This is a genomic window from Serratia sp. CY74737, assembly GCF_052166775.1.
GTDB classification, from domain to species: Bacteria; Pseudomonadota; Gammaproteobacteria; order Enterobacterales; family Enterobacteriaceae; genus Serratia; species Serratia ureilytica.
In genome coordinates this window covers 40,051-64,867 of sequence record NZ_JBJNOF010000022.1, presented here as the reverse complement: position 1 = coordinate 64,867, position 24,817 = coordinate 40,051, and the positions used below count along the sequence as shown (strand labels likewise).

The 24,817-nt window shown below is 52.6% G+C and carries 29 protein-coding genes and 3 pseudogenes; 20 read left to right on the top strand and 12 right to left on the bottom strand.

Features of this window, described 5'->3' with window-relative positions:
- Together ACJ8PE_RS24195 and ACJ8PE_RS24190 are read right to left on the bottom strand one after the other, a co-directional pair.
- On the bottom strand, positions 1–578 hold a 578-nt coding region (locus ACJ8PE_RS24195), incomplete at its 3' end, for an IS91 family transposase (RefSeq protein ID WP_442536936.1).
- A gap of 282 nt (positions 579–860) precedes the next feature.
- Positions 861–1,701, bottom strand: a pseudogene (locus ACJ8PE_RS24190) (IS3 family transposase); the annotation flags it as partial.
- A gap of 293 nt (positions 1,702–1,994) precedes the next feature.
- On the opposite strand from ACJ8PE_RS24190, the gene ACJ8PE_RS24185 reads away from it, so the two are divergent.
- From ACJ8PE_RS24185 to istB, 4 genes and pseudogenes are all read left to right on the top strand, one after another.
- Positions 1,995–2,762 (top strand): hypothetical protein, encoded by a 768-nt coding sequence (locus ACJ8PE_RS24185; RefSeq protein ID WP_128868684.1) that lies wholly within the window; start codon positions 1,995–1,997, stop codon positions 2,760–2,762.
- A gap of 429 nt (positions 2,763–3,191) precedes the next feature.
- Positions 3,192–3,707, top strand: a pseudogene (locus ACJ8PE_RS24180) (IS91 family transposase); the annotation flags it as partial.
- A gap of 82 nt (positions 3,708–3,789) precedes the next feature.
- Positions 3,790–4,819, top strand: a pseudogene (gene istA / locus ACJ8PE_RS24175) (IS21 family transposase).
- Positions 4,816–5,607: an IS21-like element helper ATPase IstB gene (gene istB / locus ACJ8PE_RS24170; RefSeq protein WP_411749843.1), complete on the top strand. Its 792-nt coding sequence runs from the start codon at positions 4,816–4,818 to the stop codon at positions 5,605–5,607. Before istA ends, istB begins: the two are co-directional and overlap by 4 nt.
- 415 nt (positions 5,608–6,022) lie before the next feature.
- On the opposite strand, the gene ACJ8PE_RS24165 is transcribed toward istB, so the two are convergent.
- The 7 genes from ACJ8PE_RS24165 to ACJ8PE_RS24135 form a co-directional block, all read right to left on the bottom strand.
- The gene (locus ACJ8PE_RS24165) at positions 6,023–6,145 is read right to left on the bottom strand and encodes a hypothetical protein (protein ID WP_442536935.1); all 123 of its coding nucleotides are present in this window, start codon (positions 6,143–6,145) and stop codon (positions 6,023–6,025) included.
- Between the two features lie 332 nt (positions 6,146–6,477).
- A complete protein-coding gene (locus ACJ8PE_RS24160; RefSeq protein ID WP_442536934.1) occupies positions 6,478–6,948 on the bottom strand; it encodes a hypothetical protein in 471 nt (156 codons plus the stop codon).
- Positions 6,949–7,251: 303 nt separating this feature from the next.
- Positions 7,252–7,962 (bottom strand): tyrosine-type recombinase/integrase, encoded by a 711-nt coding sequence (locus ACJ8PE_RS24155; RefSeq protein WP_442536933.1) that lies wholly within the window; start codon positions 7,960–7,962, stop codon positions 7,252–7,254.
- Between the two features lie 650 nt (positions 7,963–8,612).
- Positions 8,613–8,825, bottom strand: a complete 213-nt coding sequence (locus ACJ8PE_RS24150; protein WP_442536932.1) for a hypothetical protein — start codon at positions 8,823–8,825, stop codon at positions 8,613–8,615.
- Positions 8,826–8,990: 165 nt separating this feature from the next.
- Positions 8,991–9,182 carry a DUF7706 family protein gene (locus ACJ8PE_RS24145; protein ID WP_089186946.1) on the bottom strand — a complete coding sequence of 64 codons (192 nt, stop codon included), beginning with the start codon at positions 9,180–9,182 and terminating at the stop codon, positions 8,991–8,993.
- A 53-nt stretch (positions 9,183–9,235) separates the two neighbouring features.
- Positions 9,236–9,529: a hypothetical protein gene (locus ACJ8PE_RS24140; RefSeq protein WP_089186945.1), complete on the bottom strand. Its 294-nt coding sequence runs from the start codon at positions 9,527–9,529 to the stop codon at positions 9,236–9,238.
- Positions 9,530–10,381 (bottom strand): ParA family protein, encoded by an 852-nt coding sequence (locus tag ACJ8PE_RS24135; RefSeq protein WP_435968823.1) that lies wholly within the window; start codon positions 10,379–10,381, stop codon positions 9,530–9,532.
- A 457-nt stretch (positions 10,382–10,838) separates the two neighbouring features.
- On the opposite strand from ACJ8PE_RS24135, the gene ACJ8PE_RS24130 reads away from it, so the two are divergent.
- The 12 genes from ACJ8PE_RS24130 to ACJ8PE_RS24075 all read left to right on the top strand — a co-directional run bounded on the left by ACJ8PE_RS24130 (position 10,839) and on the right by ACJ8PE_RS24075 (position 20,091).
- Positions 10,839–11,279 carry a hypothetical protein gene (locus ACJ8PE_RS24130; RefSeq protein WP_442536931.1) on the top strand — a complete coding sequence of 147 codons (441 nt, stop codon included), beginning with the start codon at positions 10,839–10,841 and terminating at the stop codon, positions 11,277–11,279.
- A gap of 93 nt (positions 11,280–11,372) precedes the next feature.
- Positions 11,373–13,418 (top strand): ParB/RepB/Spo0J family partition protein, encoded by a 2,046-nt coding sequence (locus ACJ8PE_RS24125; protein WP_442536930.1) that lies wholly within the window; start codon positions 11,373–11,375, stop codon positions 13,416–13,418.
- 41 nt (positions 13,419–13,459) lie between these two features.
- The gene (gene psiB, locus ACJ8PE_RS24120; protein WP_172906375.1) at positions 13,460–13,900 is read left to right on the top strand and encodes a conjugation system SOS inhibitor PsiB; all 441 of its coding nucleotides are present in this window, start codon (positions 13,460–13,462) and stop codon (positions 13,898–13,900) included.
- Positions 13,897–14,622 (top strand): plasmid SOS inhibition protein A, encoded by a 726-nt coding sequence (locus ACJ8PE_RS24115; protein WP_442536929.1) that lies wholly within the window; start codon positions 13,897–13,899, stop codon positions 14,620–14,622. The genes psiB and ACJ8PE_RS24115 overlap by 4 nt, the downstream gene beginning before the upstream one ends.
- Before the next feature lie 558 nt (positions 14,623–15,180).
- Positions 15,181–15,603: a hypothetical protein gene (locus tag ACJ8PE_RS24110; RefSeq protein ID WP_442536928.1), complete on the top strand. Its 423-nt coding sequence runs from the start codon at positions 15,181–15,183 to the stop codon at positions 15,601–15,603.
- A 59-nt stretch (positions 15,604–15,662) separates the two neighbouring features.
- Positions 15,663–16,079, top strand: coding sequence for a protein TraE (locus tag ACJ8PE_RS24105; RefSeq protein ID WP_442536927.1), 417 nt, complete (start codon positions 15,663–15,665; stop codon positions 16,077–16,079).
- Positions 16,080–16,114: 35 nt separating this feature from the next.
- Positions 16,115–16,462 (top strand): hypothetical protein, encoded by a 348-nt coding sequence (locus ACJ8PE_RS24100; protein WP_241389653.1) that lies wholly within the window; start codon positions 16,115–16,117, stop codon positions 16,460–16,462.
- 89 nt (positions 16,463–16,551) lie between these two features.
- Entirely contained in the window at positions 16,552–16,815 is a 264-nt protein-coding gene (locus ACJ8PE_RS24095) for a hypothetical protein (protein WP_042785950.1), read from the top strand.
- Between the two features lie 218 nt (positions 16,816–17,033).
- Positions 17,034–17,669 carry an N-6 DNA methylase gene (locus ACJ8PE_RS24090; protein ID WP_442536926.1) on the top strand — a complete coding sequence of 212 codons (636 nt, stop codon included), beginning with the start codon at positions 17,034–17,036 and terminating at the stop codon, positions 17,667–17,669.
- Positions 17,670–18,437: 768 nt separating this feature from the next.
- Positions 18,438–18,809 (top strand): dehydrogenase, encoded by a 372-nt coding sequence (locus ACJ8PE_RS24085; protein ID WP_442536925.1) that lies wholly within the window; start codon positions 18,438–18,440, stop codon positions 18,807–18,809.
- A gap of 56 nt (positions 18,810–18,865) precedes the next feature.
- On the top strand, positions 18,866–19,693 hold the full coding sequence (locus ACJ8PE_RS24080; protein ID WP_442536924.1) for a DUF932 domain-containing protein: 828 nt from the start codon (positions 18,866–18,868) through the stop codon (positions 19,691–19,693).
- A 101-nt stretch (positions 19,694–19,794) separates the two neighbouring features.
- A complete protein-coding gene (locus tag ACJ8PE_RS24075; protein ID WP_149543152.1) occupies positions 19,795–20,091 on the top strand; it encodes a DUF5983 family protein in 297 nt (98 codons plus the stop codon).
- A gap of 285 nt (positions 20,092–20,376) precedes the next feature.
- Here the strand turns inward: ACJ8PE_RS24075 and ACJ8PE_RS24070 are convergent, their stop codons facing one another.
- Positions 20,377–20,847, bottom strand: a complete 471-nt coding sequence (locus ACJ8PE_RS24070) for a transglycosylase SLT domain-containing protein (protein ID WP_110147658.1) — start codon at positions 20,845–20,847, stop codon at positions 20,377–20,379.
- A 419-nt stretch (positions 20,848–21,266) separates the two neighbouring features.
- Here ACJ8PE_RS24070 and traM point away from each other — a divergent pair, with 419 nt between their 5' ends.
- The 3 genes from traM to ACJ8PE_RS24055 all read left to right on the top strand — a co-directional run bounded on the left by traM (position 21,267) and on the right by ACJ8PE_RS24055 (position 23,160).
- Positions 21,267–21,668, top strand: coding sequence for a conjugal transfer relaxosome DNA-binding protein TraM (traM, locus tag ACJ8PE_RS24065; protein ID WP_176589670.1), 402 nt, complete (start codon positions 21,267–21,269; stop codon positions 21,666–21,668).
- Positions 21,669–21,748: 80 nt separating this feature from the next.
- A complete protein-coding gene (locus ACJ8PE_RS24060; protein WP_442536923.1) occupies positions 21,749–22,411 on the top strand; it encodes a VUT family protein in 663 nt (220 codons plus the stop codon).
- A 17-nt stretch (positions 22,412–22,428) separates the two neighbouring features.
- Positions 22,429–23,160 (top strand): metallophosphoesterase family protein, encoded by a 732-nt coding sequence (locus ACJ8PE_RS24055; protein ID WP_442536922.1) that lies wholly within the window; start codon positions 22,429–22,431, stop codon positions 23,158–23,160.
- Here ACJ8PE_RS24055 and ACJ8PE_RS24050 read toward each other — a convergent pair.
- Together ACJ8PE_RS24050 and ACJ8PE_RS24045 are read right to left on the bottom strand one after the other, a co-directional pair.
- Positions 23,153–23,641 carry a hypothetical protein gene (locus ACJ8PE_RS24050; protein ID WP_442536921.1) on the bottom strand — a complete coding sequence of 163 codons (489 nt, stop codon included), beginning with the start codon at positions 23,639–23,641 and terminating at the stop codon, positions 23,153–23,155. The two genes, ACJ8PE_RS24055 and ACJ8PE_RS24050, sit on opposite strands and share 8 nt — an antisense overlap.
- Before the next feature lie 3 nt (positions 23,642–23,644).
- Positions 23,645–24,298, bottom strand: coding sequence for a helix-turn-helix domain-containing protein (locus ACJ8PE_RS24045; protein WP_097103301.1), 654 nt, complete (start codon positions 24,296–24,298; stop codon positions 23,645–23,647).
- Positions 24,299–24,501: 203 nt separating this feature from the next.
- Here ACJ8PE_RS24045 and ACJ8PE_RS24040 point away from each other — a divergent pair, with 203 nt between their 5' ends.
- Positions 24,502–24,699 (top strand): TraY domain-containing protein, encoded by a 198-nt coding sequence (locus tag ACJ8PE_RS24040; protein ID WP_097103299.1) that lies wholly within the window; start codon positions 24,502–24,504, stop codon positions 24,697–24,699.
- Positions 24,700–24,817: the final 118 nt, after the last annotated feature.

Here is a 24,817-nt window from a genome sequence, read left to right as displayed (position 1 = left end):
TTGCGCCAGATTTGCTCGACCTCTTTCTTTTTAAAGAACAGCTGCCGCCAGGTGCCGTGTTTGATGTCGAGGCCGCCGCGTGTGACGGAGACGTGGATATGCGGGTGCTGATTGAGCTGCCGGCCGTAGGTATGGAGCGCACAGAAGATACCGACTTCGATCCCCTGTTGGCGCGCCCAGCGGAGCATGGCGCGGGTGGCGCAGCGAAACAGGTCATTGAGCAGCGGCCAGTTATTATTGAAGAACGGCCACAGCAGGTGCGGCATGGTGAAGGTGATGTGTTGCCAGTCGCAGTCGGGCAGGATGTGCTGCTGCTCGGCAATCCATTGTTCGGTGGCCTTGAGGCCGCAGCTACTGCAGGCCTTGGACTTGCAGCTCTGACAGAAAAAGCAGGCATGGGTGCAATCCGGTGAGGAACAGCAGTAGCGGCGAACACCCATGGCACAAGTGCCGCAGGCGAGCATGCGCTCGACGGCGAGTTTGGTCCAGTCGCTAAGGGTGTCACCGTGTTTGTCGAGATAGCGGCTCCAGCCGTCGTCATGCTGGAACAGCAGCTTTGCGGGTCGCGGAATATACATGGTGCAGAGTCTACAGGGCGTTATCGGGCAGAAAAAGTGCGTCGGCGCCAGCCGGCTCACGCCACAGGCGTGCTCATTTTATGCGGGTGTCAACGCGGCGGTGGGGCATGTCCCACCTCGCGGCCGGTCGGGCTGTCAGACGGAACCGGCGTTGAGGTGAGGCAGGATCTAAAAGACGGTTGAGGCAGCAGCGCTGCCGTGCTCGCCCCATAGGGGCGCTACGTTCTGCGTTGGCTTGCCCGGCTGGATTAAGCGCAACTCAACACCATGTTCAAAAGCCTATTGATCGAGCGTGCGGCAGGTAAACTCCGGGCCCTGATCGGTTCTTATCGTTGCAGGATAGCCACGAAACAGCGCAATGCTGTCCAGAATATGTGTCACCTGAACGCCTGTAATCCCGAATGCCGTGGTGATCGTCAGACACTCCTTCGTGAAATCATCCACGCAGGTCAGACACTTAATCCTGCGGCCGCTGGCAAGTGCATCCATGACAAAATCCATCGACCATGTCAGGTTCGGCGCATCAGGGCGAAGAAGCGGAGCCGCTCAGTCGCCAGCCCCTTGCGGCGTCGCCTGCGTTTTACATTCAGGCCGTTGAGATGATAGATGCGGTATACCCGCTTGTGATTGACGTGAAGGCCCTCTCGACGCAGTAGTTGCCAGATGCGCCGGTAACCAAAGCGGCGGCGCTCAAGTGCCAGCTCTGTGATGCGTAGAGACAGCTGCGCGTCAGCAGCCGGACGCTGAGCCGAATAACGGCAGGTCGACAGGGACAAACCTGCCAGCCTGCAGGAACGACGTTGCGACAGACCGGCGGCCTCACACATGACTTCCACGGCTTCCCGCTTCTGGTCTGCCGTCAGAACTTTCGGCCAAGAGCCACCTGAAGCGCCTCCTTATCCAGCATGGCTTCAGCGAGCAGCTTCTTAAGGCGGGCGTTCTCCTCTTCAAGCGACTTGAGCCGCTTCACATCAGGGACTTCCATGCCGCCGAACTTCTTGCGCCAGGTGTAAAAGGTCGCGTCTGAAATAGCGTGCTTACGGCAGAGTTCCCGGGCTGAAACCCCGGCTTCGGCCTCGCGGAGAATACTGATGATCTGTTCGTCGGAAAAACGCTTCTTCATGGGGTTGTCCTCATGTTGCTGATGAAGACATTACTAACATCATCGTGTGTTAATCAATGGGGAGCAGGTCAATTAATTTAAGGTGGGTCGAAGTGTCTGGTGATTCAGGGGGCCAGTCTAGGTAGGGTCAACACAGACGTGCTACCATTCATCCGCCTTTGACGGACTTAATAAGTTATTCTACTATACAAAATGAGATGTAAAGTAACTCTCAGTAAGAATTACTCTCACAATCCAGTAATTCTCAAATCAATCAACGCATAAATTTGGATATAACATATAAGGATATAATTATGTTCTTTCTGTCTAAAACCGCCGAGCTGATGGGTAACACTCTGAATTATATGGGTAAATCAGTATCTCAGGTTGTAACTGATGTGTCCAATGTAGCTAGTAACTTAGCTCATGACATCTATGAAACAACGTCTAACTTAACTAATGGGATTTCTGAAATTGTAAAACCAGTACCTATTTTATCTGGTGTTACAGATGCAGCAAAGTTAGTTGTTGATGGAACAGTACACGGTGCCGAGATCGTAGTTGACCATTTTGATATGTGGGTGGCAGAGGCCGGCCAAGCTGTTGGTACGTTAGTCAGTACCACTGGTGATGTAATTGCTAATTCTGGTAACCTTGATATACACGGTGTTATCGATTCTATAAAAGATGGTGTAGGAACGATTGTACAAAAAGATATACAATTTTTAGATCATCACCTTACCCATGACTTGGAGTTATTGCAAATTCCTGGGGAAGTAGTCGGTGATGGTCTTAGCAGCATTTTGACTGGTGTACTGGGTGATAACATCATATCTAATGCGCCTAAAATCATTAATGAGCTACAGCATAGTCTCTTAGAGACTGGTTTGCATGAAGGCATTATCAATCCATTGTTAGATATTGCCACTAAGGGCAGTGAATTAATTTTTGGTGAAGACCTCGTCCCAACGCTGAAACCGGATGATATGGGCATGGGTTCTTTCCACCATGGTGATCATGGATGCGAAATCCAAGTTGTTGGAGTTAGCCCAGCTCAACTTCCTGAGCTAACAGGCTTGTGATCATAAAACCAAATTATTCACACTGCATCAAGAAGGTTGATATCAGTGCCGGGGACAATATGCGTTGTTCCGTTGCTGGATTTTTTCATAAAAGCTGAAGATACGGCCGGTAATCAATACCGGCCGTTTTAATGTCATTAAGACAGACGTTTTACATGCAAAATCAGTAGAGAAGACAGCAATAACCCTGTAATAGAACAAATGAGAACGTAGCGCCCCTGCGGGGCGAGCACGGCTGCTTTGCAGCCTCAACCGTCTTTAAGCCCCAACCTCACATCAACGCCAGTGCCGCCCGACGGCCAGTCCGGCCGCGAGGTGGCGCATGCCCCCGCCGCGTTGACACACGCATAAAATGAGCACGTCTGCGACGTGAGCCGGCTGGCGCCGACGCCCTTTTCCTGTTCCCTGCCGCCCTGTAGACTCTGCACCATGTATATTCCCCGACCGGCAAAGCTGCTGTTCCAGCACGATGATGGCTGGAGCCGCTATCTCGACAAACACGGTGACGCCCTCAGCGACTGGACCAAACTCGCCGTCGAGCGCATGCTCGCCTGCGGCACCTGCGCCATGGGCGTGCGCCGTTACTGCTGCGCCTCATCGGACTGCACACATTCCCGCTTCTTCTGCCAGAGCTGCAAGTCCAAGGCCTGCAGCAGCTGTGGCCTCAAGGCCACTGAGCAGTGGATCGCCGAACAGCAGCACATCCTGCCCGACTGCGACTGGCAGCACATCACGTTTACCATGCCTCACCTGCTGTGGCCGTTCTTCAACAACAACTGGCCCCTGCTCAATGACCTGTTTCGCTGCGCCACCCGCGCCATGCTCCGCTGGGCGCGCCAACAGGGGATCGAAGTCGGTATCTTCTGTGCGCTCCATACCTACGGCCGACAGCTCAATCAGCACCCACATATCCACGTCTCCGTCACCCGCGGCGGACTTGATGTTAGTACCGATGTAAAAATGACCCACATGCCAATGTAATTAGGACCCACCTGGGGTAAAACTGGCAGTTTTAAGCGAGCTGCCGATGCTAACATTGGAGTCAAGAGTGGAGATTGCTGTTCTTCTTCGGCAAGGCATGTCCATCCGCGCCATTGCCCGTCATTTACGTTGCTCTCGCCAGACTGTTTCGGCGCTATATCCGGATGGGGGATAACGCATCATCATCCCGTTACTCCAACCGGGCTCCTCGTCCCGGCAAGCTCGATCCATTCAAGGCCTACATTCTTGAACGGGTTCAAGCCGCGCGGCCCCATTGGATCCCCGCCAGCGTGCTGTTGCAGGAGATCCGCGAGCGGGGTTACACCGGGGGTTACAGTATGCTTACGGCATTCTTATTGCCGCTGAAGCAGCAACCCACTGAGCCTGTTGTGCGGTTTGAGACGCCGCCGGGCGAACAGATGCAGGTCGATTTCACCATTATCCGCCAGGGGCGACATCCGTTACTTGCCTTTGTCGCTACATTGGGCTGGAGCCGGGCTACTTACGTCCGTTTCTATGCTCGCCAGGATACGGCCGCATGGTGCGACGGCATCGAGCATGCCCTGGCTTTCTTTGGTGGCACACCACGGCACCTGCTGTTTGATAACGCCAAGGCCATCATTCTGGAACGGGACGTCTACGGTGACGGGCGCCATCGCTGGAACCCATTATTGTTGGCGTTAGCAGAGGAGTACGGCTTTTCCCCCAGAGTTTGCCGCCCCTACCGCGCCAAGACCAAGGGTAAGGTGGAGCGCTTTAACCGCTATCTCAAGGAGAGTTTTGTCGTGCCGTTGGCGACAACCTTCAAGCAGTCAGGTTTGATGCTGGATGTTGATTCTGCCAACGCTCGCGTAGGGGCATGGTTGGTGCGAACCGCCAACGCCCGGAAGCATGGCACCACTGGTGTTCCTCCGGACCATCGCCTGCAGAAGGAACTGGCCGCGTTGTTACCCTTGCCTGTACTCAGGCCAACATCAGCGCCTCGATTGGCAGAGCCACAACGCCGGGCTGTACCTGTCGAGAGCATTCAGCATCCGCTGTCAGTGTATCAGTCCCTGTTGGAGGCCCGTTTATGAGCACTCTTCAGCATCAGCGGATCGCTGAGTTATGCGAGCAGTTTCGTCTTGAACGTATCGCCGCCGAGTGGCCTGCACTGGCACAGAAGACGATAGATGACACCGCATCATTGGGGGATTTTCTTGAGCAACTTCTGAAGCTTGAAGTGGACAGCAGAGACGAGCGACGGCGCCAGACGCTGCTTCGCCTTTCCGGTTTACCCGCGGTCAAGACACTTGAACAGTTCGACTTCAAGTTCGCCAGCGGCGCCCCACGGGCGCAGATACAGGAGTTGGCCGGTCTGGCGTTCGTTGAACGTCAGGAGAACATCGTGTTACTGGGGCCATCAGGCGTGGGCAAGAGTCATATTGCTGCCGCCCTGGCCTACAAGTGCGCGATGGCAGGACTAAGCGTCCGGTTTATTACCGCAGCCGACATGATGTTGCAACTGGTTGCTGCTCATCGTCAGGGGGAACTTAAAGGCTATTTGAGCCGCATCATTCACAAGCCGCGGTTACTAGTTGTTGATGAGATCGGCTATCTCCCGTTTGGCAAGGAAGAGGCCAATTTGTTCTTTCAAGTTGTCGCGAGACGCTATGAGTCAGGCAGCCTGGTGTTGACCAGTAACCTGCCGTTTACGCAGTGGTCCGGTACGTTTGGAGATGATGAGACGCTAACGGCAGCAATGCTGGATCGCCTTTTACATCATGCTCATATCGTGCAGATCAGCGGCCAGAGTTACCGGCTGAAGGATAAATTAAAAAGTGGTCAACTCAAGAAGCAGGCACAAGCCGAAGTTTCTGAGTAACCACGATTAGGGGTGGGTCCGTTTTACTTTGGCAGGGTGGGTCAGAATTCGATCGGTATTGACACCTGGCGGGCCAGCCCCAATGCTGCCAGGGCACAGAACGCCAGATGGCTGAGTGCTGCGGTGGTATTATCCGTAGTTACGGATTTGGTTTTGTCTAACAACGTTGTCTGCCCTGCCCGTTTTGACGAATGGTTAAAGGGACTCTGCAATCCATCACTATTCAGTGTAACTGGCAATCCCGACAGTGACCAGCAACGCATTGCACAAATGTAATACAGGTGTATTTCTTTTGTGTTCATTATCCTGGCCTCAAGCGATAGGGGCGTCGCCGGCCGGGTCGGAATGTGGCCCGAAACTGGCGCAGCTGATCGACGTAGCTGGCATCGAGCAGAGACACTATCCGGGCTATCTTTCATCGGCCGATGACCGTCCCCTGCCCCGCTGGTGCGCTGCTGCTCGTCAGCAGATAATGCAGCAACACCGCCACCTCGGACGCCAGCAGGTATTTAAGGAGGTAAGGTTGCAGCAGCGTCATGCGCCGCAGCGCGGGTGCGGTCTCGTATGAGGGCCAGACAGGGAGTGTCAGATTTACATCGGCAGCGACAGCCAGACAACTGTGAGGTCGCTCCCCGTGCCGTCTGACGTTGATAATGGCGGTTGCATATCCTGCCATATTAGTCTAGTATTATCTTACTGCAAGAGCATACGCAGGGGGCGCAAATCAGATACAGGCCTTCTGTGCCGGGCAGTCAGGTGGCTGATCACCTGCCGGGTAGTTACGACATGAGTCGGTTTCTGAACCCTTAGTGCTAAAGAAATGCTGCGACTACCAACACATTCGTAAGGGCGCCATATGCGCCCTTTTTTTTATTCAATTCTGCCTATCTGTACGCCATGTGGATTACGCTTCGAGTAAGCCGTTACAACCACATAGATCCAACCAGAATCAGTTTCTGGGGCTTCTCTGGGCTCCAGAATCACTATACCCAAAGCAGACTTTAGAACGGTCGTTCTGTGCTTCCCACCCGGATGATTAAACTCGCAATAAATTGGTGCTCCTGGCTGGATAATATCCCGTACAAAGCGAGCAACATCACTGATCGTCTCATAGCCAAGCCGGGCTAATTCCTTCTCATGCTCAGCCCAAATATGGTTAACACCAAAGCCACGATTAGGCCCTGTATGCCTCCCCACACGCAGGAAAATGTCACCTGCTGGAATAAAGTCATGTTTCGTTTCTATCTCCGGCACGCGCCCATAACAAGCCAACCCGTCCGGGTGAGCTATGGTGCTGTTTGGAGAGCCAGCAATGCCGATGTACTTATCCTGCCTAGCCATTCATCAATCCAATATCCCGCATCCACACCTGCCCGGTCGCTCTGTTGAAGCCCAGCGCATTGAGCGCGTTTGTCATAGGGGTTTAAAGTCCAATGGAATAATATCAATTTTCACGTCTTAAGCTCTCCCAACATGACTCTCCCTGATGATCCTGACACACGAAATAACGTATGGCCGTCATGCTAACACAGGTGGCACCGACGTTCTTGCTCGGGATAAAAGCCCGCTTATCATCGGCTTCAACACATATAATGTAATACAATATCACATCATTATGAATTACCAATGTAATACATTGGTATTCTATTTTTGCATCAGCAGGCGCGTGTACTCGCGGTGATCCAGTGAGAACGTCACTCCCAGCTGCGGCGCCACGTCCAGTGCAAACACCTTCAGGTACACCTCCGTGCTTTCATAACGTTCATGGCCCATGTAGGTCTGCACCACTTTCGGCGGTACGTGGTTGAAAAACAGGTGCATCGCAAAGCTGTGCCGGAGTGTCTTGGGATTGATGGCCGGCAGCGCAAATTCAATCCCTTCCTCCCTGGCGCGCGCGACGGCCTGCTGCAGCCACAGCCAGGCTGTTTTCCTGCTGACGTCAAACAAGGGGCGTCGCCGGCCGGGTCGGAATGTCGCCAGGAACCGGCGCAACTGATCGACGTAGCCGGCATCGAGCAGCGGCACTATCCGGGCTATCTTTTCATCTGCCGATGGCCGTCCCCTGCCCCGCTGGCGCTGTTTCAGCGTGCGCAGGCGGACACAGGGGCGAGGTCCCTCGAGCTGCAGATCTTCCGGCGTCAACGTCAGGGCTTCGGTAATGCGGGCGCCGGTGTTCCACAACGTGGCATACAACATGCGCTGACGCTCGTCAGGCAGATAATGCAGCAACACCGCCACCTCGGGCGCCAGCAGGTATTTAGGGAGGTAAGGTTGCAGCTGCGCCATGCGCCGCAGCGCGAGTGCGGTCTCGTACTGTGTCACGGCAACCGGCCGATCGGTGCTGGTCATCAACATGGTTCCCCCCCTCTGAATAATGTTTCCGTATGTCTTTTGTATTACATGTGTAATTCTGTTGAATTACATTATCCACCGGTGATCCCTGGCAGACTGGGCGATGGCCATCGGTGTGTTGGGCGCCGGCATGTGGTCTGTGCCTGGTCGGTTGCCGATGAGCGCATTCCCCTGGCGGCGTTTAAAAGTGAAATACAGATGTATTACATCAGTGCGCTGTGAAAAATCTGCAGGGTAATGCCCTTGCCCGTTATAAATTTTTCGCGTAGCGCAATCTTGCCGATGTCGTCTATTTTGACAGCCCTGGAGAGCGGACGCCACGGGAATAAATCGCCGATGCACCGATGTTTAGGTAACAAAATTCGAAATGATCGAAAGTTGTTACTACCCTATTTTAGACAATATGGGGCGAACGATAGCCAAAAAGCCCCCTGCTTGATCGGCGCGTCAGGCGGGAACGGGGCTGGCGGCGATCGGCGGCCGCGGGCTCGCCGGCGAAACACTCTACCTGTTCGGTTACATGCGGGGAGAAAGTAAGAGGAAAATGACATTCAGGGGGGCGGGCTAACGTGGTCGTGATGCCGGCGGGCGGAAGTCCTAAAGTTTACGGCGCCGCAGTTCGGCATCGATGGCCTTGAGCTGGCGTTGCCTTTTTATCTGATAACACTCTGGTTCAGGTGGCTTCTGATCAACGACAGGATCTGTTCACACGCTATCTCTAACTCTGGGTTTTTATCGCGATACATTGCGTACTCCTGCACCGCTTCAAAAATACGGCAAACTATCAGGCTATCCGTTTGGCCAAGCGAACTCAGCTCTTGGGCTTTCAGCCCTATGCTGTCTAGAATTTTTTCTACAGTGTTCACACTCCCAGCTCCTCTTTGTAATTCAAAATGATTACATATGTATTACTAAGGTAATTCATTTTCCGACTGAATAGGGCGCTCTGTCAGAACACGTGGCGCACCTCATAACACCGATGCCCTGCTAAACGTAGTCTTTATGTAATACATAAAGACTACGTTATCACTTCAGCGCGGGCTAAAACCCGCTTCGGCCAGCGACTTCTGCAGGAGGTTAACGGCATCCCTCATCTCATACGTCTCGTCTTCATCGACAGCACAAGCTTGAATTTCTGACCAGGTCAGGCGCTTGACGAACTGCGCCAGTGCCAGCGCCTGGCTTTGGGTTAACTCGGTGGTGACGGTCACGATAGCGCTCATCGTTCTCTCTCCTTAATGTAATTTACAAAGATTACTTGTGTAATTCACATGTATTACAAATGCTCTTTGATCATCTCCAGCATTTTCTCCGGGCCAACTTCTTTGGCCAGGTACAGTGCGGCGCGTAACACCGTCGAGTCCGTGATGGTCTTGGTGGTCAGATCTTGGATCTCATCGACCAGCTCGCTGCACATGACTTTTTCTGCCGGCGTCATACGGATGGTCTTCGGGTTTTCGCTGGTCGTTCTGTTTCGGTTAACCTTTACGTTGGAAAGGCGGGTTTTAGTCTCGCCCTGGGCAGGTTCCGGTTTGACCATCGCGGGACGGGTGAGGGGGCCTTTAGCCATTTATGCAGCCTCTTTCGATAAGACGGTTTCGAGTTCACGCATCAGCGCGCGGTAATCGTTCAGGGCCAGTGAGCCCTTGTTATAAAAGTAGAGCGGTACGCAGGCTACCTGTGCCTGTGAGATGTTCTCATCGGCGCGGATGCGGGTTTTAAGGTAGTTATCCTTCGTCCGATCGTTGCTGGCCAGCTGATCGTGAAGGTAGGTATTCATTTTCTTCTTGGCGCCATTGTACTCGTTGCGGAATACGCTGAACTGGGTAAAGCGGGTCTCCCTGATCTCGTCCAGGTAGTCGAGAACCACATCCAGCCCAGTCAGAGCGAAGCTGCCGCCATCGACCGGGATGAGCACGTGATCGGCCATAAAGGCTGCATTGGTGGTCGACAGGTTCAGACCGGGTGAGCAGTCGATCAGAATATAGTCGAACCTGTCCATCACGGGCTGCAGGTGCCGAGAAAGTATTTTTTCCCGGTGATGACGTGTCAGGCAATTTTCCATAACGCGTTCAAACGACGGATCTGAAGGGATAATAAACAGGTTTTCGATCACCTCTTCGCCGCTGACGGCCGGAATGATGGCATCAAAAATATTGAAGCGCGGGTTGTTATACAGGTCACAGATGGTATGGCCATATTGCGCATAGTATTTTTTGCCGTTGGCCATCACCTCGGTTGAGTTGGCTTGCTGATCCCCATCGATAAGCAGCACGCGACGGCCTGCCTGAGCAAGAGTCATGGCGAGGTTAGTGATCGTGGAGGTTTTACCTGCACCGCCTTTGTTGTTCATGATGGCGATGATGCTGGCCACCGTGTTGCTCAGCGGCGTGAGGATGGACTGCACAGGAGCTTCTGTCATCGGGATTTCCCTCTCAATGAAATACTATTGTATTACGTTTAGACGCGGATGTAACTTCGTCATCTGTACAGATTATAGCAATACAAATGTAATACACAAGTATTTGTATTGAATTACTAGTGTATTCTCCTTTGCTTTGTGCCAGGTATGTACTGTACGTAATTTCTCCTGGGCGTGCCCCGTTGGGGACGGCTGTCGTGCTGCGCAGGGAGCCGGCCGGCCGTCTCCCCCCTGCGGGCTTCCATCCTCACGCAACCCCGCTTGCAGCCGGCGATGCCGGCGCCGCACTCACTGTCCTGCAGCCTGGCTGCAGGACGCTGTTGACGCCCCGCCGGCCGCTGTCGCGCCGTCGTGTCGGGTTGATCCGTATTCAACCTTCCAGGGTGCTTTAGCCGCAGTCAGTCTTCCCGCCGCAACTGATAACAGCACAACGCCTCGCTTAAACACCAAGGGGTGTATGAACTCCGCCAAAAACTTTTTCCTCCCTTCGGTCAAGAAAACTTTTTGTCTCCGCCCCTTGGTGCCGCTCTTCGCCGTGCTGAATCAGTTTATTGCGACGGCGAATACTCACAGCGGCATCAGTTATCACCCCACGGAGGATTTCAACATGGCTCAACAAAACGTCAAAGGCGCGACAACGAAGCCTACAGCAGCATCCGCACAGACCAGCAGTGCTATGACCATACCGCAGGTGTATGACCTGTTTTGCTATGTGAAGGCGGTGTGCGGTCGCTCGACCGGCACCATTGAACCGCCGGTCGTACCGGCAGAGGCGGAAGAGGTGTTCGCGGACTTTGGGGATTTCGACACCATTTCGGTGTGGATCGTCGGAGGCTGGCCGGTGGCTGCCAGCGATCAGATGACGATGACCCACTGGCGCATGAATTCAGGGCAATAAAAAAGCGGCATCGCTGCCGCTTTCTCACCGCCAGCGCGGAAGCACCCACTTCTGACGCTGGCTCAACAGGCAATAACTTGAAGGAGCTACACCATGTCTATGACTGAGTCTAAAGCACCAACCAAGGGCAAGACAACCCGTCCGGCCAAAACCACCAAGAAAAACGCGCTTACGGAAAAAATCGAGGCGGCGCTGGCCAAGGCCGTGCGCAAAACCGCCACGCTCGGCCAGCTGGTGCTGACTGACCTGAACGTGCGCAAGAAAAAGTCCTCGCAGGCGTCGATCGAGGGGCTGGCCGCCGCCATCCGTTCTGCCGGTCTGCTGATGAATCTGGTCGTGTTCGAAATGGACGATGGCCGCTACGGCGTCGCCGCCGGTGAGCGGCGCACGCTGGCGCTGCGCTGGTTGATGTCACTTGAGAACGACGCCGACAAGACTACCCCGGACGGCATCGTGACCGACGATTACCCGGTCGCGGTGCTGGTCGTCAGCAAGGCGATGGCGCGCGTGGTGTCGATGATGGAGAACAGCCAGCGCGAGCAGATGCACCCGGCCGATCAAGTCACGGCGTTCCGCGACCTGTCGGCGGACGGACAAACCCCGGCACAGATCGGCGATCTACTGGGGTTCAGCACGCGCCACGTTCAACGCTGTCTGCGTCTGGCAACGATGGCGCCGGTGCTGCTCGATGCACTGGCCGACGACCAGATCACCCTCGACCAGCTGCAGGCGTTGTCGGCCACCGAAGATCATCAACGTCAGTGTGACGTCTGGGAAAACGCGCACGGCTGGGCGGCTGCGCCGCAGCACCTGCGCGAGGCGGTGCTGAAAGGCGAAGTCTCGGCCAGAGACAACAACCAGCTGGCGTTCGTCGGGCGCGAGGCCTACGAAGCGGCGGGCGGCACCTTCAAATTCGACCTGTTTACCGACGAGGGCTTTTTGACCGAACCGGCGATGCTGGAGCGTCTTGCCCGTGAAAAATTGCACGCGCTGGCGCAGCAGGTGGCCGAGGACGAGGGCTGGAGCTGGGCGGAAGGGCGCATTTCGGCCATTAAAACGTGGGGGGAGGATGCGGAGCTGTATCGCGTTCATGCCAAGCCAGATCCTGAATTTACCGATGACGAGCTGACCGAGATCGAGTGTCTGCAAACGAGATTGGACGAGCTTGAAGATGCCTTCGGGGCAGAGGATGCCGAAACTGATGCGCTGATGGCAGAAAGCGACGCAGCGGAAGCCAAAATCGAACTGCTTACCGCACAAGCCATCGTCCGGGCTTGGCCGCCGGCGATGCGCAGCAGCGGCGGGGTAGTGGCGTCCCTGCGTGACGGGGAGGTGGTTTACCAGCGCGGGATCGTACTGCGGGCGAGCGAAGTAACCGACAAGTCCGGGGATGACAACGGCGAGGGCACGGCGACCACCGAAACGGCGGCACCGAAAACCAAGGAGAAAGGGCTGTCGGCGGCGCTGATCACCAGTTTGTCGGCGGAGCGCACGCTGGCGGTGATGGGGGCGCTGGTCGAGAACCCGACCGTGGCGCTGGCGCTGCACACCCACACGCTGGCCGTGAAGGTGTTCGGTTCGCGTTACGCCGGATCGCTGCTCCAAACCAGCCTGACCCCAAAACGGGCGGAGCTGTTGACCAAAGCCCCGACGGCGGAAGGCAGCCGCGCCGATCGCCAGCTGTGCGAGCTGCACGCGCAGTGGGAGGCGAAATTGCCGCCGGAGTGGAATACCGATTTCTCATGGTTGCTGACGTGGGAGCTGGCCGAGGTCGTGGCGCTGCTGTCGTACTGCGTCGGCCTGTCGCTCGATGCCGTGCAGCTGTGGCCTGCGAAGGATGGCAAAGTCGGCGATGCCCTGACGCCGCTCGAGCACGCGCTGGACTTCACGCTGCGCGACTGGTGGCAACCGACCAAGGCCAATTACTTCGGGCGCATCAGCAAGGAGTTAATGAGCGATGCACTACTTGATGCCGGGAAGGTGGCACAGGCGGCCTCGGTGCTCAAGATGAAGAAGGGTGACGCCGCGCAGCTGGCCGAGGATGAACTGACAGCCAGCGGCTGGGTGCCGGAGTGCCTGCAGCCGGTGGCCGAGGACACCACCACTTTACAGGGCGCTGACAACAGCGCCGCCGCCTAAACGACAGGGAGCTGCCGCCCATCGGGCGGCAGAAAACAGCGATGAAAAATGCATTCAATCTGGAAACACTGACGGCGATGAGCGCCGACGAACTGGAGCAGTACCGCGATCGGGGCAGAGAGTACCGGATGATGCTCAACTGCGCGGTGCTGGGGCAACTGGCGGTGCCGGAAGGCTGGCGCGTGGTGGCGGAAGAGGGCTGTGAGTTCTGCGGGCGCGTGCCGGTGGTGTGCCGGATAAGCCCGGCAGGGGATGAGGCGACGGCGCTCTATTTGTGCAGTGCGGGCGCGGAGGTGCCGAACTGGTCAATGACGCTGCCGTTTGACGGCGGTCAGTCGCTGGCGTGGCTGTACCTGGATGAGCATTACACCCCGGCCACGGTCAACCGGGTGCTGCATACCGTGGCGGGCTATTACCGGCTGGGGTTCTGGCGGCCGGAAAAGCTGGCGGTCGCGCTGCGGATGGGAGGGCATTGCCTGTGATCCCCCATCATCTCGCTTTGGTGCCGTGGCACCCGTACCGGCAGGCCGTCTGGCAAGCCATCGCACAGGTCGAAGCCCGCCGTGAAGCTGGCAGGCGGTTATCCGCCTACCCGTATGCCACGGCGTTTTTCCGCCAGTTAACCGGGCGGCTCACAATTTCAGCCAGGGACATCCGCATGATAGACGTGACCTACCGGCCCGGCGATCGCCGCCGCGCCACGCGCAAGGAAGACTATATCGACGCGCTCGACATCCTGATTGCCAGCCGGGGGGAGCACTGTTATTCCCCGTTGCCGGGCGACACCCGTGACACGCTGTTCCCGGAAGTGAACCGCCGCCGCCGACAGCGCTTCGAACACCGGCTGACGATGAAACACACCCGTCAGGCGCGCATCGATGCCACACTCCGGCGGCACAAGCAGCGACGTTACCAGGTGCGGCTGGCGCAGGCGGAAGTCGAGCTGGCGTTCATCACGCCGGGCGAGCTTGACCGCTGGGTACGGCGTGCGCAGCAGCAGGGACTTGCCGAGGATGATTTGAGCGGGCTGGTGATGGCGTGGACGGCGCGGTTTCCGTGCCTTGCCGAACTGGATCGTTATCTTTGGGCTGACATGCCGTTCTGGGAGGCGCGTCTTCAGGTCAGTCTGATCAGCGCGGAGTTGTCCGCTGAAGCGCATATCGATAACGCGGCGCGGCTGCAGAATCGCCTGGTAGGCCGCTAACCCCGGACAACAGGCTGCAGTGGCTTCGCCACTGCGGCTTGTTGCTCTCTGATCCCTGTGCCAGGCCTGTCTCTTCTTTCAGCAGGGGAGACGGTTCCTGTTGATAGAGTCACTGTGACTGTCGGGCATGAATGTGCCGCTTCTGAACGACTTGCCTGGCGAAACGATGCGGCGCCGGGCGTCCGGGCGCGCTGTCGTGCTGCGCATGGCGCCGGCAAGCCGTCGCCCCCCTGCGGGCGTCCATCGCTGACGCGAAAGACACGCTTGCAGCCGGCGGTGCCGGCGCCGCTTCTCACTGTTCCTCGCCCTGGCGAGGAACGCTAAGGTCGCCACGGCTTATCGCCGCGTCGGGTGTGTTCCTGCTCATCTCACCGGTGGTTATCTCTCATCGGCCCTTACGCGGCCGCTTTTGTAGCACCGTCGCCCGCGTGCCCGCAAGGGTGAAATGCACGCCGCAAGCGGCGCCCTTGCGTTCCCCCGTTCGCCGTCGCTACGTCAGCTTTTCGCCGCGCAAGGTTCCGACGAGAGATAAATCAACCACCGAAGAGGGATGCCAGCATGAACACACAAAACGTCAACGTCAAAACCGCCACGAAGGAACGCTCTGAAAGATATGTGTGGACGGAAGCCTATGGTTGGGGCTTGTCGCCTGCTGAACGCATTTCTGAACAACAGGGCTACTTGAACGAGTTGCGCCATTTTAACGATCAGTGGAAACCGGAAAGAGCGCAGCGGCTGATGGAGCTGCTGATGACCATCGCCGATAACGTGCTGGACTCGGTGACGAACTGGAAAGACGTGGGCGCTTTTGGTGATAAGCCCCGCGTTCCTTACATGATCGTGCGTTGCTGGCTGGACGCGATGGCGTTGGCGCCAGAGATGTGCGGCGAAATGGGCAGCAACGCCGTGGCGTATGTGCTCGAAAATTTGGAGGGGAAATTTGAGTTTGAATGCGCGATGGCCCGGATGGATCGCCCATAAATTTTACCGGCCGGGCGGCGGCGCAGCTGCCCGGTCTATCACTAGAAGGAGATAAGACTATGAAACAGAGCATCAACACCGCCGTTAACGGATCGCCTGATGATTGGGATGTAAAAGCCTGCCTGTTTGCTACTCAGGAGATCGGCCGCTTTTCCGTCAAGTTCTCGGCGCCGTGCATCGGGGGCACGGTGAACCTCAATTGCAGCCACATCACCAACGCCTGTAATCCGTTTGATGCCGTGGCGCGATTCGCGCGCGAAACCCGCGCGCAGGGTTGCACGGTGTACGCCGTGGAACAGCTCGAGCCTGTGCGCCCTGTTTGCCTGAGCACAACCGGGTATCGCTTTATGCAAAAAGGCTTCATCTGGCTGTGTCTCGATACCGGCGTTTTCGTCGACGTGTCAGACGATGGCCGGATGCGGCGCGGGGACGATGGCCGCCAGTTGCCTTACTACGGCACGTTGATCCGCATTTAACCCGTGGCAAGCCACCCTAACCGAGGAGAAAAACGATGTATCAGACCGAAATCAGCACCGAAAACCGCATGGCGTGGGATGCGAGCACCGAGGCCGCGTACTGGCAACGGCGCGAGCAGCAGGCACGCAGCGACGTGGAAGAAATCACGCTGGCGGCGTTTATGGATGCCATCGCAGTGATGTACCCGAAAGACTGGGAGGGCGACGCACATAGCGAAACTTTCAAGCTGGCCGAAATGTACTGCGGGGACGTTGCCTACATTTTTGCAAAAGTCGGCGATCGCTATTTTAAGTTCCGCGATGTGGTGACGTTATCGCACAGCGCCATTCTGGCGCGGATCAATAAGGAGGTGTTAAGCCGGGAGACGCAAGCCCGTAAATGAAAAAAGCAGCGTTTCCGCTGCTTCCTCATGCCGGTTTACCCCTAGGAAAGTTAGACCGGCGTTCTATCAAACTACATGGAGTCTCAACCATGAAATCAACAGACCCAAGCATCATGACAGTAACCGACGAGTATGTAAAGCGCCTGCAGGCTGAGTGCGAGCAGGTGAAACGCCAGCGGCGGATCGCGCGCGGCGATATAGCCGCCGCCGACGTCGATCCGGATTTACGGTCGTTCGGGCGTCATATCGCCGGATGTGTTCGAAAGGGCAAATCGGTGCGGGTGCCGTCGATGCGGGGCAGTGAGTGGGGGCACGTTCTGCGTGCGCTGGAGTTAACGCGGGCGATGGCCTGATAACGCGAGCCGCCGCCGTATCTGGGGCGGCTATTCACTGACCCGGAGGTTAATTGATGTCACAACTCTCTTTTGATGCCCTGTTTTCCGTGCCCGTCGATGCAGTGCGCCCGGCGGAAAAGAACGTCAGGGCTGATACGGTCGAACCGTCAAAATCTGCCGACCCTGTACCAGGACGGAAACGGACAATCACCGGCGATGATCCGCGCAAGGCGTTTTTGAGTACGTTTCGTGAAACGGCGCGTTATCACCATCGCTACGAAGTGTTCAGCGATTTTGTGAAACTGACGGCCTGTGCGCTGGAAAATCTGCTGTTAAAGTCGCCGGACATCGAGGCGGAGTATCTGGCCACCATCCAGCGCTATGAAAAAGCCGACCAGCAGCGCATGGCGCAGCTGTATTCGTGGCTGATCATCGGGCTGGATCAGGGCATGGGGGATTTTCTCGGCTCGCTGTTTATGGAGCTGGAGCTGGGCAGCGGCAACATCGGCCAGTTTTTCACGCCGTTCCATCTCTCCGAGCTGATGGCGGGACTGGTGGCCGGTGATCGGCTGGCGGCGTTGGAAAATGAGCCGTATATCACGCTGTCGGAACCGACCTGCGGCGCGGGCGGGATGGTGATCGCGTTTGCCAAAGTGATGCTGGCGCGCGGCTATAACCCGCAAACGCAGCTGCGCGCCGACTGTGTGGACATCGATCCGGTGGCGGCGCGGATGTGTTACATCCAGCTGTCGCTGCTGGGTATCCCGGCACGCGTGGTGATCGGCAACAGCCTGACACTGACCTATCAGCGCGAGATGTATACGCCGTTCTGGTATCGCGTGACGTCCAAGCGCTGGCCGATGTATCGCTAACAACCGAGGCGGGCAGGGCGATCCTGCCCGATACCGCATGACAGAAAACGATTTGCGGCCGTTATCGGGCGAATTTACTGATCGGGGCGGGAAAACTGGGCGCTTGATGACGACGCCGTGTGCTACCTGGAAACGGAGGATGGCACGCCGCCCTTTTTCCGGTGGCGGTGACTCCGGTCAGCACTGCGCGGTAAAAGACGAACAGAACGAAAGGCCGGAACCTGCGGCACCGGCCATTCTCTCTTTTCTTGTTCGCTGTCAAAAAGACCTGGTGGCGGTTTTCCTACCTCTCCCTTGCTGGCAGCCGGTATTCCTGCGGTGAATCGGGTTTTCGCATGATGCCTGGGCGTGCCCTTCGGGCCCGGCTGTCGTGCTGCGCAGGGAGCCGGCACGCCGTCTCCCCCCTGACGGGCTTCCATCCGTCACGCGATGGGCACGCTTGCAGCCGGCGATGCCGGCGCCGCTTTTCACTGTTTCTCGCCCAGGCGAGGAACGCTAAGGTCGCCCCGGCTTGTCGCCGTGTCGGCCGTGTTCCTCCTCGCTGCGTTTCCGGTGCGCCATCGGACGGCCGTTCCCCGGCAGAGGGCTGTTCGTAGAACCGTCGCGTCGCCCCGCAAGGGGTGAAATGCACTTCACCGAAAACTTTTTCCAGGTAAAAACTTTTCGTCTCGCCCCTTGCGTGTCTCCTTACGCCGTTGCTCCGTCGCCCTTTGCCGCCAGGGAACTCACCGAACGATGGAATAACCACCAGAGAGGAGCAAGCGCAGGATGAACACGCAAAACGTCAACACCGCCACCAAAGAATCTTCCAAACGATGGGCGGGAAAATACCCCGACGCGGAAAGCATCATGATCCGTCAACTGGCATTGATGGAGGAATTACACGGCGTGTATTTGTCCCCTGACGAACTGGCGCAATCGCTGTATGAAATTTTTAACACGATGACGGATCGGGTGGTGTTTAACGGCGTCGATAACTCGCCGTCCGATAAACCGAAAATTGCGTATGCCGTCGCGCAACATTGGATTACGGCGCAGCGTTTGGCCGGTGCCTATTTTGGCGAGACCGGCGTCACTGCCTGGGAGCATGCGCGTTATCGGCTGCACCTTCAGCTGGCTATCAATCACTCATACCGTTAATTCATCGCCGGTCTAAAAAAATTGGCCGGCATTACTCAAAGAGAAAGGAGAATATCATGCGTCTGACTTCCCGTTTTGGCCGTTATAACGCCATCCGTAAAGACCGCCCATTAACCAACGACGAATTAATGAACGTAGTGCCGAGCGTGTTTTCTGAAGATAAACACGATTCGCGCAGTGATCGCTATACCTATATCCCCACCATTACGCTGCTGGATAAATTACGTGAGGAAGGTTTTCAGCCGTTTTATGCCTGCCAGACGCGCGTCCGGGATGAAAGCAAACGCGGCCATACCAAACACATGCTGCGGCTGCGTAGGGAAAATATGATTGTCTCCGGCAATAAGGAAGTACCCGAAATCGTATTATTGAACAGCCACGACGGGAGCAGCAGTTACCAAATGATCCCGGGGATGTTCCGCTATGTCTGTGCCAACGGAATGGTATTTGGTCAATCGTTCGGTGATGTTCGTGTCCCGCATAAAGGCGACGTAGTCGGGCAGGTGATTGAAGGTGCCTATGAAGTGCTTGGCATATTTGACCGCGTAGATAATGACCTCGATACCATGAAATGCATTTCACTGTCAGAGCGCGATCAGGAATTATTTGCGCGGGCGGCGTTAAGTTATCGCTACGAATACGAAGATAAATCCCCGATCACGCCGTCGCAAGTTTTGCGTCCGCGGCGGCGTGAAGATTACGGCAACGATTTATGGACGACATTCCAGCGCGTTCAGGAAAACATGATTAAAGGCGGATTACCCGGTAAAAGCGCGACCGGGAAAAATACCCAGACGCGGGCGGTCAACGGTATTGATGGCGATATAAAACTGAACCGTGCGTTATGGCTGATTGCGGATGAATTCAAAAACCGAATGAAGTAACAGGGTGCCCCGGTAATGACGCCCATCAATACCGGGGCCGAACACTGCTACAGAACGTACAGTTAATACAACGCGGACAGTATGAAATAACGGGGTGAAAGATGCAAACGGAAAATTTACGGGTATGCAGTACGGCACATTTTACATCGGAAGATAACGAGCTGTTAGCGACAATGGCAGGGCAGGCGGCTTTTCGTTCCTGGGTGGTTAACATCCAGTACGGTTATATTCTGGTGCTGACGGATTATCGCTGGCGGCTGCGGGTATTAAAGTCGCAAGGAGCGTCAAAAGCGCTGAGGCGGTTTTTAATTCACCAGATAAAATATCATCGCATAGGCTACATCCATTTTGATTGTGATGCATCCATTCTTCCCGGCCACGAGGTTTTTGAGTGGTAGCGCGCTGATAAGAGACGTCCCCATCGAGGGGGCGTCTCTTATTCTCCCCGCCCGCCCAGCGGGAAATAAATTTCCCGCTCCCGCTGCCCCAAAGGGGCGCCCAGGTTAGCACCAAAAAACGCGACCGTTTTTTGGAGGTGTTCGTTAACTCTGTGGTCGGCTTACCCACATCTACACAATCGACGTTATTTCACCTTGTCCCGGTGAAATAACCGCTCCCGTTCGTTTCCCATTAGGGGGATGGGAAACTTCACTGGCTTTGTCTTATGTGCATATGTGGATAAACTACGGGTTCTGGACGAGGAGGGGTTGCTGCTTGCTGGCTTTTATCGCCCGGTAGGTCTTTTCGATTTTGCTTGCATACTTGTAACGTCGTTGCGCCTGCTTAGGCGAATCTTTAAATCCTGCATTATAAGCACCTACTGCCTGCCAGGTCGCTCCCCACTTCTTAAAGGCAATCGCGAGATAATAAGCACCGGTGTAGATGTTCATGCACGGATCTTGCTTCAGGTGCCGTTCTGAAACCCCTATCGATGAGAGCGAATTAAAGTGCTGGGAGTCAATTTGCATTAACCCCACGCCGTACCCTGTTGTAGGATTTGGACCGATAGCCACGGGATTAAACCGTGACTCGTTCCATGAAATAGCACGTAGCAGATCCGGGTCGATGTGATAATCACGACCCGCCATGTCAAAACAATCAGCCATAGCGGCCGTTGAACTGAATAGCATTAACACTGCGATGAGGTTCTTCATGTTATCCTTAAAATTCCTAGCCCTGGTGAAAATCTAGCCTTTTCGGGATCTCGAGTCAACAAATTCGCGCTCTTTTGGTTAACAGAACCACACCCCACGCAAAATTGTTTTTTGCAGAAATTTTTATTTAAAACAGCAGGTTGTAAGTTATATCTTACTGTTATATTTTTACATATTGATAAATTAGAGTTGTAAAAGACTCTAACTAGAGTCTTCATTCGAGTTTATACACAACTCTATATAGAGTTATCTCTAAATTTCATATAGATAAACAGACTCGCCCCTAGAGGCGAGTTGTATGTTTTTGCTTTTATAGCTATCATTAGACTCGCAATTAGAGTCGGATTTGATTCGTGCATGCCAACTTAAAATACATACAGATTATCTGTCAGCTAATAATGTCATGGAGTAAAAAATATATGGCAAGAATTCAAGCATATGTCAGCAAGGAGGCGGTTGAAAAGATTCATGCAATTGTTGAACAGCGCCGTCAAGAAGGGGCTGCTGAAACTGAAGTAAGTACATCTAGTGTTATTTCCATGCTTCTTGAACTCGGTCTCAGAGTCTATGAGGCACAGATGGAAAGAAAAGATGACCCTTTTAATCAGACGGAGTTTAACAAAACACTTTTAGAAAACGTATTGAAAACTCAACTTGCAATGGCAAAGGTTCTTGGTGCAAGTACTCTAGCTCCACACGTTGCAGATAAGCCAAAACTTAATAACTATCAGCAAATCATTTCTGAAATAAAAGACTCGGTTCAAGAAGATTTGCAACGGTTCTTTTTGGTTAGCGATAACTTTGAACATGATGATGATTGAAAGTAGGTTTTTAGTGTAATTTCAAATATATCTATTATAATCAAAGTGAAAGTGACATTGAATTTATCAAAGGAGTGTGTATGCAAGGAAATCTAAAACTATATGGCTTTTTTGTTGGGCTAACTGTTACCATAATGATTACATGTGATACCTTGGTTTACAAGGTTCTCGATGTGTATGGTTTCAAAATAACTGCAAGTGGTATTGTATTTTCGTTGTGTTTTTTAATCTCAACACTCCTAACAGAGGTATATGGCTATAAGTTGTCTGTAAGAGCCATTTGGATAATGGTTATATGTCAAAGCTTATATGTTTTGATTCTTAATGTAGCTGCTATTATACAACCTGAAGAGAATGCTATTGCAAGTGGTTATTATTTTTTATACCACGAGTTCTGGAGGGTTATGATTGGGACTTGGGTGTCTGTACCAGTATCATATTTTGTTAACGGATTTATTATATCGAAAATGAAAATAGTGTTTTCTGGAAAGTACTTTTTTGTGAGATATATCGTAGGTTCTATGACAACACAAGCAGCTTTATTGCTAACGGCTTATCCAATTAGTCTATCCGGTAAGTACACATTCACGGAGTTAGTAAATATTATCAGTACAACATGGTCATATAAAGTCGTTGTCTCAATAATCTTGTTACCCCTTGCTATATATTTGGTCGGTATTGTAAAAAGAATTGAAAAAACCGACCACTATGATTGGGGTACATCTTACAACCCGTTCAAGTAATAGCAGAAGGATTTGCCATGAAGATTATACAAATCACTGATACACATATTTATTCTGAAGAGAATAAGGTTGGGTTAAAACACCTTTCTAACCTGAAATATATTATTAACTTTATTGAGTCAAATCTTGATCAGATTAGCGCAGATTTAATCATGGTTACTGGAGATATATCTCATGATGGTGGAGATGCGTCTTACGAGAAGTTTTTTAAAACGATGAGTCATGTTTCCTTACCTGTTTATGTTATACCTGGAAATCATGATAACAAACAGGGGTTGCATTATGTTTCCGAGAAATATGATTGTGGTTTAAATGTTAATTCATTTTGTAATCAGGATTGGCGTATACTGAGTGTCGATTCTGTTGTGGATAATGAGGATTATGGTTTTATAAAAAAGAAAGATTTGGTTGATTTTGAAAAGGAAGTTTTAGCAAGTAAAAGTAAAAAAATTGCTGTATTCTTACATCATCATCCTATTCAAGTTGGCACCCCGATTGTAGATAATTGTATGTTGATGAACGCATCTGAATTTCTTGATGTTTGCCAGCGTTTGAATGTTTCCTTTATTGGTTCAGGACATGCTCATACACTTTTTCAACGTAAGATTGGAGATACCCTGGTGTCAGTTTCTCCAGCTGCGTGTTCTCAATGGAAGAATGGAACTAAAGAGGTTTCCTTCATTGATAATAGCGCGTTTAGTGTAGTTAACCTTGGTGAACATGTACATGTAACACCTTGGTTTATTTGATTAATGTAAGTTTTGTTTTTTTAGGATTTATTTTTAAGTTTTGATTTTTTGATTGGGCAGAGAGCTCTCTGCCTTCTTTTATTCCTGTATAAAATGCAATTTTTGTTGCATCTAATGAATCAGTTTTATCAACGATATCTCTGTTTCTCACAAACTCTATGCCTGATATTGATATTGAGTTAATCCCATTCCTTAGAGTCCAAGTACAGTTTCTTTTTTCTTCCAAAATTGTATATTTACTTGATTCTATTTTAAGCTTTGATTCGGTTTCTGCTATATGAGCTATGTCTTTCGGATTGACATGCCTTAAAAAATCTCCCTCAACTAGTTGATTCCAACTTTTTTTTACAAACGTATGTGTTCCGAACTCTTTGAACAGCCAATATCCATCCGAAGTCCTTTCAACACTGCGATCTAATGTGTATATATAACAAGGAGTAAATATCCTCTTTATAAACATACTGATTTTGTATAATTCCATATTTTACTTCATCCTCTTTACTGTTTTTAATAACACCCCGACGATTGTGTAGTCACTATAAGACTTGGCAACGTTGTCTGATTCGAGCGATATGTTTGTAAATTGTAAGTTTCCATCTGAAACGAAAACTCTTCTCAAACATATTGGGTAATTCTTTAATTTAACTAAAACAATATCACCATCGCAATATTGTTCTTTTAAGGATATTACGCAATATGTGCCACGATCTAATTCTGGGGAGAGTGAGTTGTTTGTTATTTCAACAGCGAAAAGCGAATCATCTTCAATATCATCAACTTCTGTTGTGTATGTGCCTGTTGATCTGATCTTATTTGCTAGATATCTCTCAATATCACTATAGGTTATAAGGGGTATTGATTTTACATTTTGACTAACTTCTCCAGTAACTCTCAAGTCATTATCTGTAAGGTCACCTACTTTAACGTTGAAATAATCTCCAATGGAGGTAAGAGTCGATATCGTTGGATTACCAACTCCCTTTCTAAGATTGTTGATGGTTGCTATACCGATCCCTGTCTCGATACTTAGCCGATTGGCGTCAACACCATGCAAACGCATGAGGTAAGTAAGGTTTTCGCCTATCATTTTCAATGACATATGATTTTCTTCTGATGTTTTAATGTGTTTTTGTTGCATTATAATGTTTTCTGCCTATACTTTAATGTGTGTGGAGTGTGATCAAGTAGCGTTGGTCCACTCTCAGTGTAGTACTGACTGTTTTACTGCATCCAGTGTTTGTGACGTTCTTATGACTATTGTTGTAAGTGTAAGATGTAACAGGGATTTTTTGTCTTCTGATGGCTTTTCATCCTCGTTAACTAACATAACTTACGGTTTTTATGGAAAAATCTCAATCGGAACATGAGTACAGTTCTGTTTCTATCACCCTGCAGCTTGGTCCTGAGGTGAATGAACTGCTAACACATGCTGCAAATAGGTCTGGGAGAACAAAGCGTCAGGAGGCTCTTTTGAGGCTCACAGACCATCTTCAGCAAGTCCGAGACATCGCTACCCAGGGCAAGAGTTTTAAATTTTAACAAACTAATATCTGAATTTAATAAGGAGGCTAACTACAAATATCAAATCACACTTTAAATAAACCGACCATATCTGGATATTAAAACATATCCATACGTGATTTTTATTTTATAGGAA